Raw genomic sequence first — 15,328 nt, 5'->3', positions numbered from 1 at the left:
AAATAGAATGAGATATAAAAAAGCTCCCATTTGGGAGCTTTTTTATTGAAGGTCTAATGTGAATATCAAACTAAACCTTTATCTTTTAACACTTGCAGCATGGTCGAACCAAGTTCGGCAGGACTACGCGTATACGCCATACCCGCACGTTCAAAGGCAGCAAATTTTTCTTCAGCTGTGCCCTTACCACCTGAAATAATCGCACCTGCGTGACCCATACGTTTGCCTTTAGGTGCAGTTACACCCGCAATATAACCAACAACTGGCTTAGTCACATTCGATTGAATATATTCAGCTGCTTCTTCTTCAGCTGTACCACCAATCTCACCAATCATGATAATGGCTTCAGTTTGCGGATCTTCCTGGAACAGTTTCAAGCAGTCAATCTGGTTCATGCCCGGAATTGGGTCACCACCAATACCGATACAGGTCGACTGACCTAAACCGAGTTTTGTGGTTTGCGCCACAGCCTCATAAGTCAGTGTGCCTGAACGCGAAATAATCCCGATTTTACCCGGCTGATGAATATGCCCCGGCATGATCCCGATCTTACATTCACCCGGCGTAATAATACCCGGACAGTTTGGTCCGATCAGACGTGTGCCATTACCATTGGTTTCCAGATAACGCTTGGCTTTGAGCATGTCGATGGTCGGTACACCTTCAGTAATTACCACAATTAACTCAATGCCAGAATCAACCGCTTCAACAATAGAGTCCAGTACAAAGGGTGCCGGAACATAAATCACTGAAGCATCTGCACCTGTTTCTTTCACTGCTTCACGCATGGTATTAAATACAGGCAATTCTAAATGGGTTTGACCACCTTTACCCGGGGTTACACCACCCACGACTTTAGTGCCGTAGGCTAAAGCCTGTTCAGAATGGAATGTACCGTTTTTGCCTGTAAAGCCCTGTACCAATACTTTAGTGTCTTTATTAACTAATACGCTCATGTTAGATACTCCTTAAGCTTTTACAGCAGCAACGATTTTTTCTGCAGCGTCAGCAAGACCATGTGCAGAAATCAATTTCAAACTTGATTCATCCAGTAATTTTGCACCCAGTTCCGCATTGTTGCCTTCGAGGCGAACAACCACAGGAACTGTCACATTTACTTCCTGAACCGCTGCAATAATTGCTTCAGCAATCATGTCACAACGTACAATTCCACCAAAAATATTAATCAATACACCCTGGACAGAGTGATCTGCCAAGATAATTTTAAAGGCTTCAATCACACGCTCCTTGGTCGCACCACCACCCACATCCAGGAAGTTGGCTGGTTGACCGCCATACAGCTTAATAATATCCATGGTTGCCATGGCAAGACCGGCACCATTGACCATACAACCAATGTTACCCTCAAGTGCCACATAGTTTAGATCAAACTCAGAGGCTTTTAACTCACGTTCATTTTCTTGAGACTTATCACGCAAAGCAGCCACTTCAGGCAAACGGTACAGTGCATTCGAATCAATTCCGATTTTGGCATCGACACACAGAATGTCGCCGTTTTCACGCACAGACAGCGGATTGATTTCGAAAAGTGCAAAATCATTGTCTACAAATGCCTGATAGGCAGCCGTCATGACTTTAACAAATTGATTGATTTGTCCATCTTTGAGTTTAAGTGCAAAAGCAACTTCGCGTGCCTGAAATGGCATTAAGCCGACTAAAGGATCAACCTCAACTTTAATAATTTTTTCAGGGGTTTCTTCGGCCACTTTCTCAATTTCAACACCGCCCTCAGTCGATGCCATAAAAGTGATGCGGCGAGTCGAGCGATCCACCACAGCGCCCAAGTACAGCTCGCGTTCCACCGGATAAACATCTTCCGAGACTAAAATGCTATTGACCGGCTGACCATTGGCATCAGTCTGATAAGTCACCAAGCGTGAACCAATAATCTGGTTGGCATATTCAGCAGCCTCAGTAGCCGATTTCACTACTTTTACCCCACCAGCCTTACCCCGGCCACCCGCATGCACTTGTGCTTTCAATACTGCAAACTTTCCACCCAACTGCTCGAAAGCATGCACCGTTTCATCGGCATTGGTGGCAAGTATCCCTTCCTGTACAGGCATACCATATTTTTTTAATAGCGCTTTTGCTTGATACTCATGTAAATTCATTGAATAACCTTTTATTACTTCTTTGCCTTGTTATAAACCACTAGCACCCAGACGTCCGTCAAAGCAGTACCAGCATTTCTTAAAATCGTTATCTTTATTTTTAGATGATTGTTCCAATAAAAACAACCATGAAATGTAAAAAGAGCGACCTAAGTCGCTCTTTTTTCGAATTACTTACGCTTACGTTGGATCGCGTGAATCGCGCGACCATCAACTGCAAGTGCAGCTTCATGTACCACTTCAGAGAATGTCGGGTGACCGAAAGTCATCAACTGAAGATCTTCAACTGAAGATACAAACTCAAGCGCGATCATACCTTGGTGAATGATATCAGACGCAGCAGGTCCAATCACGTGCATACCGAGTAAACGATCCGTTTTTGCATCAGCAACAAACTTCACGAAACCGGCACCTTCACCCGCAGCTAAAGCACGACCGTTCACAGCAAAACCGAATTGACCCGTTTTAACTTCGTGACCTTTTTCAGTCGCTTGCTGTTCTGTTAAACCTACCCACGCCGCTTCCGGATGTGTGTAAATTACAGAAATAATGGTGTCATAGTTCACTTGTGCAGCATGACCGTGAATACGCTCAACCGCCATTACGCCTTCTTCCATTGCTTTATGCGCAAGCATTGGACCACGTACCAAGTCACCAATCGCGTATACACCCTCAACCGAAGTTGCACACCAATCGTTTACTTCAACCAAACCACGTTCAGTCAACTTAATGCCTGAATCTTCAGCCAATAAACCTTCAGCGTATGCGCGACGACCTACACAAACGATCAATTTATCGAAAGTTTCAGTTTTGTCTTCGCCAGCTTGGTTATATTTAACCGTTACTTCACGACCATTAATTTCAGTACCTGCAACTTTCGCACCGATACGGATATCCATACCTTGCTTAGTCAACAGTTTTTGGAAGTCTTTTGCCAATGCTTTATCAGCCATTGGTAAGAATGCATCCATTGCTTCAAATACAACAACTTCCGCACCCAAACGACGCCATACTGAACCAAGCTCAAGACCGATCACGCCCGCACCAATTACACCTAAACGCTTAGGTACTTCTGGGAATTCAAGCGCGCCAGTAGAATCAACAATTAAGTCTTGATCTACAGGAGCCACTGGAATATTTACTGGTACAGAACCCGTCGCAAGAATCACATATTTAGGCTCTAAAACTTGAGTTTCACCTTCGTGAGAAACAAATTCTACTTTTTTACCTGCAAGCAGTTTACCCGTACCTTTTAACCACTCGATGCCATTACCTTTAAGTAACTGATCGATACCGCCAGTCAATTGATCTACAACTTTGTCTTTACGAGCCAGCATTTTAGAAAGATCGAATTTAACTTCACCAGTCGTAATACCATGGTCATCTAGATGTTGAACTGTATCTTCATAACGATGTGAAGAATCAAGTAAAGCTTTAGACGGGATACAACCGACGTTTAAGCAAGTACCACCTAAAGATGGTTTACCTTTATGAATACGTTTTTCGATACACGCAACTTTAAAACCAAGTTGAGCTGCACGAATTGCTGCTTCGTAGCCGCCCGGGCCACCACCAATTACGACTAAATCGAATTGAGACATGTTTATCTCCAACTAATCCCCCTTATTAATCCCCCTTTTCCAAAGGGGGATCTTCCCCTCTTTTTAAAGAGGGGTTAGGGGAGATTTTTAATGAATAAATTACAGATCAAGGATAAGACGCGCTGGCTCTTCTAACAATTCTTTGATTGTTACAAGGAAACCAACTGCTTCTTTACCATCGATTAAACGGTGGTCATAAGACAGTGCCAGGTACATCATTGGCAAGATTTCTACTTGACCATTCACCGCCATCGGACGTTCCTGGATTTTATGCATACCCAGAATCGCAGTTTGTGGTGTATTTAGAATTGGTGTAGAAAGCAATGAACCGAAAGTACCACCATTAGTAATAGTGAATGTACCGCCAGTCATATCTTCGATACCCAGCTTACCGTCACGTGCTTTGCCAGCATATGCACGAATACCGTTTTCAACTTCAGCATAGTTCATGCGGTCTGTATCACGAAGTACAGGAACCACTAGACCACGCTCAGATGAAACTGCAACACCGATATCGTAGTAACCGTGATACACGATGTCATCGCCATCAATTGAAGCATTTACCGCTGGATAGCGTTTAAGTGCTTCAGTTGCTGCTTTAACGAAAAATGACATGAAGCCAAGACGCGCACCATGACGCTTCTCAAATGCATCTTTGTATTGAGCACGCATTTCCATGATTGGTTTCATGTTCACTTCGTTGAACGTGGTCAACATTGCAGTTTCTTGAGTCGCTGCAAGTAAACGTTCAGCAACACGCTTACGAAGGCGAGTCATAGGAACACGTTTTTCGATACGCTCGCCCACTGCAACGCTTAATGGTTGCGCTGCAGGTGCTGCCGGTTTCGCTTGATGATTTGCCACATCTTCTTTCGTGATGCGACCGCCACGACCAGTACCTGCAACATCAGCAGCTGCAACACCAGATTCAGTCAATGCTTTACGCACTGCTGGAGCCTGATCCTGTACTTGTTGACGTTCAACGATCGGTGCATTACCCGCTTCAGTTTGCGCAGCAGCTTGTTCAACTTTCTCTTCAGACTGAACTGCTTGAGTTTGCGTAGCGCCAGAAACAGCACCTTCTTCAAACTGTGCAATGACTTCAGCTGAAAGAACAGTATCGCCTTCACCTTTAATAATAGATGCAAGTGTACCGTCTGCAGGAGCAACAACTTCTAAAACAACTTTATCAGTCTCAATATCGCAGATCACTTCATCACGTGACACTGCTTCACCTGGTTGTTTGTGCCAAGTTGCGATCGTACCGTCCGCAACTGACTCTGGGAATACCGGTGCTTTAATTTCGGTTGCCATTACTTAGAATCTCCTGGATTATTCAGCGTCGATCGCAAGCGCGTCGTTGATGAGCTGAGCTTGTTGTTTTGCATGCAAATATGGTGAACCACATGCCGGTGCAGCAGAAGCTTCACGGCCTGCATAGCTAATACGTACTTGTTTACCCGCTTTCATCACGTCGTCATATAGACGCGGTGCGATGAACAACCAAGCGCCTTGGTTCTTCGGTTCTTCTTGCGCCCAAACAAGTTCTTTAACGTTTGGATATTGCGCAAGCACTTCTGCCAGGCGTTTTTCTGGGTATGGATATAATTGTTCAATACGTACAATTGCAGTGTTGTTCAATTCTTTTTCACGACGTTTTTCAACTAGGTCGTAATACACCTTACCACCACACAGTACCAGACGGGTTACATCTGACTTGTTGATGTTGTCTACTTCATCAATCACGGTTTGGAATGTACCGTTTGCAAGCTCTTCAAGGCTAGATACAGCAAGCTTGTGACGAAGTAAAGATTTCGGCGAAGTAACAATCAATGGCTTACGGATTGGACGAATCGCTTGACGACGTAATGCGTGGAAAATCTGCGCAGGCGTGGTCGGTGTGATGACTTGCATGTTGTCTTCAGCACATAGCTGCAAGAAACGTTCCAAACGTGCAGATGAATGCTCTGGACCTTGACCTTCAAAACCGTGAGGAAGAAGCATGGTCAAGCCACATACACGTTCCCATTTGGTTTCACCAGATGAGATAAACTGATCAATTACCACTTGTGCACAGTTTGCGAAGTCACCGAATTGCGCTTCCCAGATGATCAAACTCTTAGGAAGAGTCGTCGCATAACCATATTCAAATGCCAATACAGCCATCTCTGACAATAAAGAGTCATAGATTGCAGTACGCGGCTGGTTTTCTTTCAGGTTACACAGCGGAAGATAAGTTGAGCCATCTACCTGGTTATGCAGTTTTGCATGACGGTGTGAGAAAGTACCACGACCCACGTCTTCACCCGTTAAACGAAGCAAGTAACCATCATCTAGTACAGTTGCATACGCCAGAGTTTCAGCAGCACCCCAGTTCAGAGGCATTTCACCCGTTTGCATTTTCAGACGGTCATCAATTACTTTTGCAACTTGACGCTGCATCACGAAGCCTTCAGGAAGCTCACGCATTTTCTTGCCAAGCTCTTTTAGACGTTCGATTGGGAAAGTTGTATCCCACTCGTCTGTGTACTCATGACCTAAGTAAGGAGTCCAATCCACAAACATTTTTTTGTTTGGTTCAAGTACCAGTGCATTGGCAACGTGATTACCCGCTTCCAGGTCTGCACGGTAGTTTTCAACCATCTGATCTGCACTTGCACGATCAAGAACACCCTGTTGCACCAGTTGATCCGCATAAAGCGTACGCGTAGTCGCTTTCTTGTTGATCACTTGATACATCATTGGTTGAGTTGCAGCTGGCTCATCCGCTTCGTTATGACCACGACGACGGTAGCAGAACATGTCAATCACAACGTCTTTACGGAACGTATGACGGAAATCATGTGCCAATTGTGAAATGAACACCACAGCTTCAGGATCATCACCATTGACATGGAAGATCGGTGCCTGAATCATTTTTGCGATGTCAGTACAGTATTCAGTAGAACGCGCGTCACGTGGATCAGATGTCGTGAAACCAACCTGGTTGTTAATCACAATGTGCACTGTACCACCCACGGTATAACCGCGAGTTTGTGACATCTGGAAAGTTTCCTGGTTGACGCCCTGACCTGCAAATGCAGCATCACCGTGTACGATTAATGGCAATACGTCATCGCCGCCAATGTCTTTACGACGTACTTGACGTGCACGTACCGAACCTTCAACCACAGGGCCAACGATTTCAAGGTGTGACGGGTTAAACGCCAATGCCAAGTGAACTTCGCCACCTGGAGTCATCACGTTTGAAGAGAAGCCTTGGTGATACTTAACGTCACCAGAACCTTTCTTGTGAATAGACTTACCTTCGAACTCACCAAACAGGTCAGCCGGGTTCTTACCCATGATGTTAACCAGAAGGTTCAGACGGCCGCGGTGAGGCATACCGATCACAACTTCTTTACAGCCTACAGAACCTGCACGCTGAATAATTTCGTTGACCATCGGGATGAATGCTTCACCACCTTCAACGCCGAAACGTTTGGCACCAACGAATTTATTACCAAGATATTTTTCTAGGCCTTCAGCCGCAGTTAAACGCTCAAGGACATGTTTCTTTTGATCAGCATTGAAGCCATATTGACCGCGTGCACTTTCTAGACGTTGTTGAATCCAACGTTTTTCTTTGGTGTCCACGATGTGCATGTATTCAGCACCGATTGAACCACAGTAAGTGGCTTCCATTGACTGAACCATTTCAGCCAAAGTCGCTTCTTCTTTACCGATCGCCAGGTTACCAGTATTGAATACTGTGTCTAAGTCAGACTGAGTCAAACCATGCGCAGCAAGATCTAGATCAGGCACAACTTCACGCTTCGCCAAACCTAATGGATCCAGTTTTGCTTTCTGGTGGCCACGGTTACGGTACGCAGCAATCAGCTGTAGCACGCCAATTTGACGACGTTCATGCTCTGAGCTGACTGTCGACTGAACAATAGGCTGAATACGGCTTGAATTGCGACCTAAAAGTAGGAATTGCTCACGTACATTACTGTGTGGTTGATCACCTTTTGGGAATTTATCGAAGTACGCTCTCCAGTCAGCACCCACTGAGTCTGGAGCAGTCAGATACTGCTCATAAAGTTCTTCAATATACGCTGCACTATCAGCGGAAAGTTCAGTGTCAAGACGCAGAGCGTCAGCAACTTCTTGCATTTGTGGACCCATTTCCTATTGCAAAAACATTTTCAGGATGCTTTTTAAGCAAAACCCAGGATTATTAGCATCAAATTGGTAATATGATACTAGTCCCCCATAAGGCATAAGCCATGAGGCGTTATTACCACACCAAGAAAATCTTGATATGTTTAATGAACAATAACGCCCCTCAGCGGCATCATCACTCATTGAATACCCGATCGAAACCGGGCAATTTTTTGCAAATCGACTTAGAAAAAAGCAAGCATTAACAAAGATTTTTTCTAAAGCGACTCGGGTCTACCTTTTATATACCAGTCCCTGATTATGCAGTGTTTAAAAAATGTACCTGGCGTGGCATTTTTTAAACATAGTCATGGGCTAAATGCTAACATGTTCTCAACTTTTCAATTGATTTTTTTGACACATACCTTCCATAAATTGGCTAAATACAGTTCAGATATTTTACTCTAATATATGGTGCTTTATCTCAAAAATAGATTCAATGTAGACTTAAGTCCTAAGCATTTCCGATAAATAAAAAGAGAGCAAACCTTTCAATCCACTCCCTCCTTAAATTTCCGTTATATAATAACATCGTTCTTGCTATTTTTCAGGTCAGTTTTACATCTAAAAATCATAAATACCCCAAATAATCACATGTTCTTCTTATATGGCGCTCAAAGCCATTACCCTTTTCCTGACTGTTTCACTCAACTTTATACATTTTAAGTATAGTATCTTTATTTTTATCCTATGATTTTTTAATTTTTCCAATAGTTTGCATAAAAAAAGCACACCTGAAGGTGTGCTTTTTTCTAAACTGCGAAGAGCAGCCTATTAGCCTGCCATATCTAAAAGCATATTACGGATGTGACCGATTGCTTTTGTTGGGTTCAAGCCTTTAGGACATACAGATACACAGTTCATAATGCCTTTACAACGGAACAATGAGAACGGGTCGTCTAGACGAGCCAAACGCTCTTGTGTTCCCGTATCACGCGAATCAATGATGAAGCGGTAAGCGTTCAACAATGCTGAAGGACCCAAGAACTTGTCCGGGTTCCACCAGAATGACGGGCATGAAGTTGAACAGCATGCACATAGAATACATTCATATAGACCATCAAGATGCTCACGCTCTTCAGGAGACTGTAAACGTTCCTTAGGAGGCGCAGGCTGGTTGTTGATCAAGAATGGATGGATCTTGTTGTACTGATCATAGAACTGGTTCATGTCAACCACCAGGTCTTTCACTACAGGAAGACCAGGTAATGGACGAACAGTAATTTCATTTGGTAAATCGTTCAGGTTCCAAAGACACGCCAAACCGTTTTTACCATTGATGTTCACACCATCTGAACCACAAATACCTTCACGACATGAACGACGGAACGTTAAAGTTTCGTCCTGTACTTTCAATGCAAGAAGTGCATCAAGCAACATACGGTGCTTGTCAGTCAGTTCAAGTTTAAAAGTTTGCATGTACGGTGCTTTATCCTTGTCAGGATCGTAGCGGTAGATATGAAATGTACGAGTACCTCTACTCATCTGAATTCTCCTGATTAGAATGTACGTGGTTTAGGTGGAATCGCATCAACCGACAATGGACGGTAACGAACTGGCTTGTACTCCAGATGGTTATCCGCAGAGAACCAAAGAGTATGCTTCATCCATTCATCATCACGACGACCATATGGGTATTCAGGATGATCTGGTGACAATTCAAAATCTACAACCGTATGCGCACCACGACACTCTTTACGAGCAGCAGCTGAAATAAGCGTTGCTTTCGCAACTTCATACAAGTTTTCAACTTCAAGCGCTTCAATACGTGCAGTGTTGAATACTTTAGATTTGTCTTTCAAGTGAATATTGCGTACGCGCGGTTCAATTGCAAGAATCTGCTTCACACCTTCGTCTAGAAGCGCAGATGTACGGAATACACCAGCGTGGTCTTGAACGATGTCACGGATTGCATCAGCAACGTCTTGAGCATTCTCACCTGTAGTCGATTCGTCAAGTTTACGAATACGTTCAACAGTTTCTTGAAGCACAGTTGTTGGAAGTGGCTCATATTCGCCATCGTGCTGTTTAGTCACATATTCAATGATATGTTGACCAGCAGCCTTACCAAATACAACCAAGTCAAGCAATGAGTTCGTACCTAGACGGTTTGCACCGTGTACAGATACACATGAACATTCACCGATTGCATAGAAACCTTTTACTGGCTTAGCAAAGTCACGACCTTCAGCATTGGTAGAGTAAACGTCGGTGTCTTTGTTGTAGTTAGCAACAAGCGCTTCTGTTTCAGGAGACTCAGGAACAACCACCTGACCATGAATATTCGTTGGAATACCACCCATTTGGTAATGGATTGTTGGTACTACAGGAATTGGCTCTTTGGTGATGTCAACGTTCGCGAATTTCTTGCCAATCTCGAATACAGATGGAAGACGTTTCATGATCGTATCCGCACCCAAGTGCGTCATATCAAGCAGGATGTAATCGCCTTTAGGACCACAACCACGACCTTCTTTGATCTCTTGATCCATAGAACGTGATACGAAGTCACGTGGCGCCAAGTCTTTCAAAGTTGGTGCATAACGTTCCATGAACGGTTCACCGTCTTTGTTACGAAGGATTGCACCTTCACCACGACAACCTTCAGTCAACAATACGCCTGCGCCCGCAACACCCGTTGGGTGGAATTGCCAGAATTCCATATCTTGTAATGGAATACCTGCACGAGCAGCCATACCAAGACCGTCACCAGTGTTGATATAAGCATTTGTAGATGCACGGTAAACACGACCAGCACCACCAGTAGCAAACAATGTAGCTTTTGCTTGGAATACTGCAATTTTACCAGTTTCCTGATCAATTGCTGTAACACCTAGAACGTCGCCTTTTTCGTTACGGATCAGGTCAAGCGCAATCCATTCTACGAAGAACTGAGTGCCCATTTTCACGTTGCTTTGATAAAGTGTGTGAAGAAGTGCGTGACCGGTACGGTCGGCAGCAGCACATGCACGTGGCACAGCTTTTTCACCGTAGTTTGCTGAGTGACCACCGAATGGACGTTGGTAAATTGTACCATCAGCATTACGGTCGAATGGCATACCCAGGTGTTCAAGTTCATAAACCACTTGAGGCGCTTCACGAGTCATGAACTCGATTGCGTCTTGGTCACCTAACCAGTCCGAACCTTTTACAGTGTCGTAGAAGTGGTAGTGCCAGTTATCTTCTTGCATGTTACCAAGAGATGCACCAATACCACCCTGCGCTGCAACAGTGTGCGAACGAGTTGGGAATACTTTAGTCAGAACCGCAACTTTCAAACCAGCTTGAGCAAGTTGGTAAGACGCACGCATACCTGAACCACCACCACCAACGATGACAGCATCGAAAGTTTCATGCGGAATATTTGTGTAATCTTCTTTAGGGTTTATAGCGCCCATGATTGTTTCCTATCAATTCGCCCAAAAAATCTGGATCGCCCAGATTGCATATGCAAGTACAGCAATGATCACTGCTGAAGTCAGTACAAGGCGTAAACCTGAAGCTGAAGGACCCATTTGACGAGTAGTCACATAATCCGTGAATACCTGCCACATGCCGATCCATGCGTGTGCAACAAGAGATAAGACCGCCAACAAAGACATGATCTTCATTGGAACTGTCATCATAAAGCCGTACCACTGTTCAAAGTTGAAACCACCATTCAGTAGAATCCAACCCAGTACAACAACGGTATAAACAGCTAGAACTACAGCACTGACACGTTGGAGAAACCAATCGCGAGAACCTGAACCTGTTAAACCAGTAGCGCTTTTCATTAGAGTACGATCCATACAAATGCTGCAACAATACCGATTGCAGACAAGATTAATGCGATAGTAGATGCAACACGGCCACTTTCTAGTTCTTCAGCAACGCCAATGTCAGCAAGTAAATGCTTAACACCCGCAATAAAGTGAAAAATCATGCCGGCGACAAATACCCATACAATAAAGCGAACAATGAAACCGTTAAAGATTTCTTGAACTTGCGCAAAACCTTCAGGCGAAGACAATGACTTGTCTAAAATCCATAGAAGGACCGGTACGAGTAAGAATACGATAACACCTGAAAGACGGTGTAGAATTGATGCAATAGCCACGGGTGATTTTAAGTTTACTTCTAAAACTTGACCCATGGACAAATTGACAGGTCTGTTGCTTTTCACAGCGGGCATCCTGTAAGTAAAAACTCCATCCGGAGTTTGTTGGAATTAATTCGAAGGAAAGCTGGCATTCTCAGGCAAATACATGCCTAAAATCAAAACGACACTGAATTATAAAACGTGAACTATTAAAATACAAACGGCTGAATTTGGCTTTTTGGATAAAAAACCATTAAATAAGAATCATTAACAACAATAAGTCAGACTTTATATATTATTCCACCCTTTCAATTCCTATCTATATGATTGTTTTTAAATAATTAAGATGATTAATTTACTCGGTTTTCAGCCTACAGGATCATGTTTGAGTTTTAGACTAAAGATGCACAGTTCCATCACAAATATTATTTAAATCTCTTTTTAATTCAGATTTAAATCAAGTGTCTAGATTTAACAGACCAATTGCCCCAATTCATCAGCAGCGCAGTGATTCAGATAACCTGATGTTAAATAGCGACTTAGTACACCACACGATGGGTTTTTCAATCGATTTGAAGCATTTAGATTCAAAAAATCATTCATTTATTTTTATACTGCTTACCTTTGCTGCAAAACTGGCCATTTATTAAGCTACTTTTTAATCAATTGAACCATATTCAAAATTCAATTAATTGCTTTTATTTATAATTCTACCTGTTAAATTCAGCTTGGCAAAAACGATGTAAGTTATGAGATTTATATAGTTTTAAGCATGCTCACCTTAATCTTTCACTATTTTCGCCCGCATTTCTTGCTAGGAAAAAACGCTTACAAATGCCCCAAGCAGTCTATTTTTTTCTGCACCTCTGCATCAATTTGACTTATTATAGAGGTTTGATGCTGTGATTTTACTGAACTTTTTATACTGAGCGAATGTGACTAAACTGCTGTGCGGCCGTCATTTTTCATCCATAAGTATAATTGACAAAATTTCAGTACTCACTAATCTTATAGCAAATTTTTGATCCGTCCGTTTTGTGCATTAAAAGATTGATAGACAAAGCGGATATACATTCACCAGGACAGGAGATCTATTGAATGTCTGAAGCAACTGGCAAGAAAGCCGTTTTACAGCTTGATGGCAAAGAAATTGAACTACCAATTTACAGCGGCACATTGGGCCCAGATGTAATCGACGTTAAAGATGTGTTGGCTGCAGGTCACTTTACTTTTGATCCTGGTTTTATGGCGACAGCTGCGTGCGAGTCTAAAATCACGTTCATCGATGGTAACAAAGGTGTACTTTTACACCGTGGCTACCCAATCGATCAATTGGCGACTAAAGCTGATTACTTGGAAACTTGCTATTTATTGTTAAATGGCGAACTTCCAACTACTGAGCAAAAAGAAGAATTTGACGCTAAAGTACGTAACCATACAATGGTTCACGATCAAGTTAGCCGTTTCTACAATGGTTTCCGTCGTGATGCGCATCCTATGGCGATCATGGTAGGTGTGGTTGGTGCGTTGTCTGCGTTCTATCACAACAACCTTGACATCGAAGATGTGAACCACCGTGAAATCACTGCAATTCGTTTAATCGCGAAGATTCCTACGCTGGCGGCTTGGAGCTACAAGTACACCATCGGTCAACCATTCGTTTACCCACGTAACGACCTTGGTTATGCAGAAAACTTCCTGCACATGATGTTTGCTACTCCTGCAGACCGTGATTATAAAGTTGATCCAATTCTTGCAAAAGCAATGGACCGTATCTTCACGCTTCATGCTGACCACGAACAAAATGCGTCTACGTCTACAGTACGTTTAGCTGGTTCTACCGGTGCGAATCCGTATGCATGTATCGCTGCTGGTATCTCTGCACTTTGGGGCCCTGCTCACGGCGGCGCGAACGAAGCTGTTCTTAAGATGCTTGACGAAATCGGCACTGTAGAAAACGTTGCTGGCTTCATGGAAAAAGTGAAGACTAAAGAAGTTAAACTGATGGGCTTCGGTCACCGAGTTTACAAAAACTTCGATCCACGTGCGAAAGTAATGAAAGAAACTTGTGACGAAGTTCTTGGTGCACTTGGCATCAATGATCCACAGCTTGCATTGGCTATGGAACTTGAACGTATCGCACTTTCTGACGAATACTTCATCAAGCGTAACCTTTACCCGAACGTAGACTTCTACTCGGGTATCATCCTTAAAGCGATTGGTATCCCGACTGAAATGTTTACTGTGATCTTCGCGCTTGCACGTACTGTTGGCTGGATCAGCCACTGGTTAGAAATGCACAGCGGTCCTTACAAGATCGGTCGTCCTCGTCAGCTTTACACTGGCGAAGTTCAACGCGATATCGTTCGTTAATTCGAACCGCGTCGAAAGACTTAAAAAAACCACCCGCCTGGGTGGTTTTTTTAGTGCTGACAAAAGCCTACAAAAAATTGACCTGAAACGTTTTAAAATTAGCATATCAAAATCATATTCACGGATTAAGTCACCTAAAAACAGGATATATATTGAATGCTGTTGTATTTTCTGCCCTTTATTTTGAGACTGGTTCGTTTTGAACAGTTTAAGTGCCGCAGTTTAACGCCTGGTGAAATCAAAATTTCCCAACAGGTATTTGGCAACCTGATCGATTATTCCCGCGTTAAAATCATGAATCACCCTTACCTACCTTGGCAATCCAAACATGTCATTATGGCGCCGAGTGGCTACATACATGTACGCAATTTAAATTATCGGGAAGATTATTCGCGCGAGAGTTTATCTTATCAGGCACTATTTATTCATGAGATGGCGCATATTTATCAACACCAATGTCAGATCAATGTGCTTTTAAAAGGGGCATTTTTACAAAGTGCTTATTTTCTCAGCTTGGGAAAATATAATCCGTACAAATATCAATTTAATCCCAACAAATCATTTTCAACCTACAATATTGAACAGCAAGGCGATATTGCCCGGGATATTTTTCTAAAAAAAATTCCGAATATTATTTTAAATCCAAAAATAAACAGATGATATTTAATCAGTTTAATTCCAAACAATATAGCTAAGGCATATTTTAAAAGCCAAAATTTAGATTTCAGTCTTTAAATCTACATAAGCCTAGATGCATAAAAAATCAGCATATTTTCTAATTTTATATAATAACTTTTTTCACTCAATGCCTGTTCTGCTAAATCAACTCTAGCTTATCGATAAAATTTCGATAAAATAGGCCGGTATGATTATTTTGCATCGCACATTAAGATTCAATAATCATGCGATAAAAAGTTTTTTTATTTAAGCCATTT

General features: G+C 42.8%; 11 protein-coding genes. 2 read left to right on the top strand and 9 right to left on the bottom strand.

Annotation, left to right across the window (positions count from 1 at the left end; all coding sequences use genetic code 11):
• Positions 1-65 precede the first annotated feature (65 nt).
• The 9 genes from sucD to sdhC all read right to left on the bottom strand — a co-directional run bounded on the left by sucD (position 66) and on the right by sdhC (position 12,113).
• Positions 66-956 carry a succinate--CoA ligase subunit alpha gene (gene sucD, locus FTT86_RS00300; RefSeq protein WP_004646291.1) on the bottom strand — a complete coding sequence of 297 codons (891 nt, stop codon included), beginning with the start codon at positions 954-956 and terminating at the stop codon, positions 66-68.
• 12 nt (positions 957-968) lie between these two features.
• Entirely contained in the window at positions 969-2,135 is a 1,167-nt protein-coding gene (sucC, locus tag FTT86_RS00295) for an ADP-forming succinate--CoA ligase subunit beta (protein ID WP_085064490.1), read from the bottom strand.
• 170 nt (positions 2,136-2,305) lie between these two features.
• A complete protein-coding gene (gene lpdA, locus FTT86_RS00290) occupies positions 2,306-3,736 on the bottom strand; it encodes a dihydrolipoyl dehydrogenase (protein WP_180180362.1) in 1,431 nt (476 codons plus the stop codon).
• A gap of 99 nt (positions 3,737-3,835) precedes the next feature.
• Positions 3,836-5,050, bottom strand: a complete 1,215-nt coding sequence (odhB, locus tag FTT86_RS00285) for a 2-oxoglutarate dehydrogenase complex dihydrolipoyllysine-residue succinyltransferase (RefSeq protein WP_004279435.1) — start codon at positions 5,048-5,050, stop codon at positions 3,836-3,838.
• Between the two features lie 18 nt (positions 5,051-5,068).
• Positions 5,069-7,891, bottom strand: a complete 2,823-nt coding sequence (locus FTT86_RS00280) for a 2-oxoglutarate dehydrogenase E1 component (protein WP_004279434.1) — start codon at positions 7,889-7,891, stop codon at positions 5,069-5,071.
• Positions 7,892-8,713: 822 nt separating this feature from the next.
• A complete protein-coding gene (locus FTT86_RS00275) occupies positions 8,714-9,424 on the bottom strand; it encodes a succinate dehydrogenase iron-sulfur subunit (RefSeq protein WP_004279433.1) in 711 nt (236 codons plus the stop codon).
• A gap of 14 nt (positions 9,425-9,438) precedes the next feature.
• Positions 9,439-11,337, bottom strand: a complete 1,899-nt coding sequence (gene sdhA / locus FTT86_RS00270; RefSeq protein WP_180180361.1) for a succinate dehydrogenase flavoprotein subunit — start codon at positions 11,335-11,337, stop codon at positions 9,439-9,441.
• A gap of 12 nt (positions 11,338-11,349) precedes the next feature.
• Positions 11,350-11,715 (bottom strand): succinate dehydrogenase, hydrophobic membrane anchor protein, encoded by a 366-nt coding sequence (gene sdhD / locus FTT86_RS00265; protein WP_004279431.1) that lies wholly within the window; start codon positions 11,713-11,715, stop codon positions 11,350-11,352.
• Positions 11,715-12,113, bottom strand: a complete 399-nt coding sequence (sdhC, locus tag FTT86_RS00260) for a succinate dehydrogenase, cytochrome b556 subunit (RefSeq protein WP_004279430.1) — start codon at positions 12,111-12,113, stop codon at positions 11,715-11,717. Before sdhC ends, sdhD begins: the two co-directional genes overlap by 1 nt.
• A gap of 1,005 nt (positions 12,114-13,118) precedes the next feature.
• Here sdhC and gltA point away from each other — a divergent pair.
• Together gltA and FTT86_RS00250 are read left to right on the top strand one after the other, a co-directional pair.
• Complete coding sequence (gene gltA, locus FTT86_RS00255; RefSeq protein WP_129717195.1) at positions 13,119-14,393, top strand: citrate synthase; 1,275 nt, start codon at positions 13,119-13,121, stop codon at positions 14,391-14,393.
• A 156-nt stretch (positions 14,394-14,549) separates the two neighbouring features.
• Complete coding sequence (locus FTT86_RS00250) at positions 14,550-15,053, top strand: hypothetical protein (RefSeq protein WP_004279428.1); 504 nt, start codon at positions 14,550-14,552, stop codon at positions 15,051-15,053.
• Positions 15,054-15,328 lie beyond the last annotated feature (275 nt).

It is taken from the genome of Acinetobacter sp. YH01021 (assembly GCF_013420255.1).
Classification (GTDB): domain Bacteria; phylum Pseudomonadota; class Gammaproteobacteria; order Pseudomonadales; family Moraxellaceae; genus Acinetobacter.
This window is presented reverse-complemented; position numbering and strand designations above follow the sequence as displayed.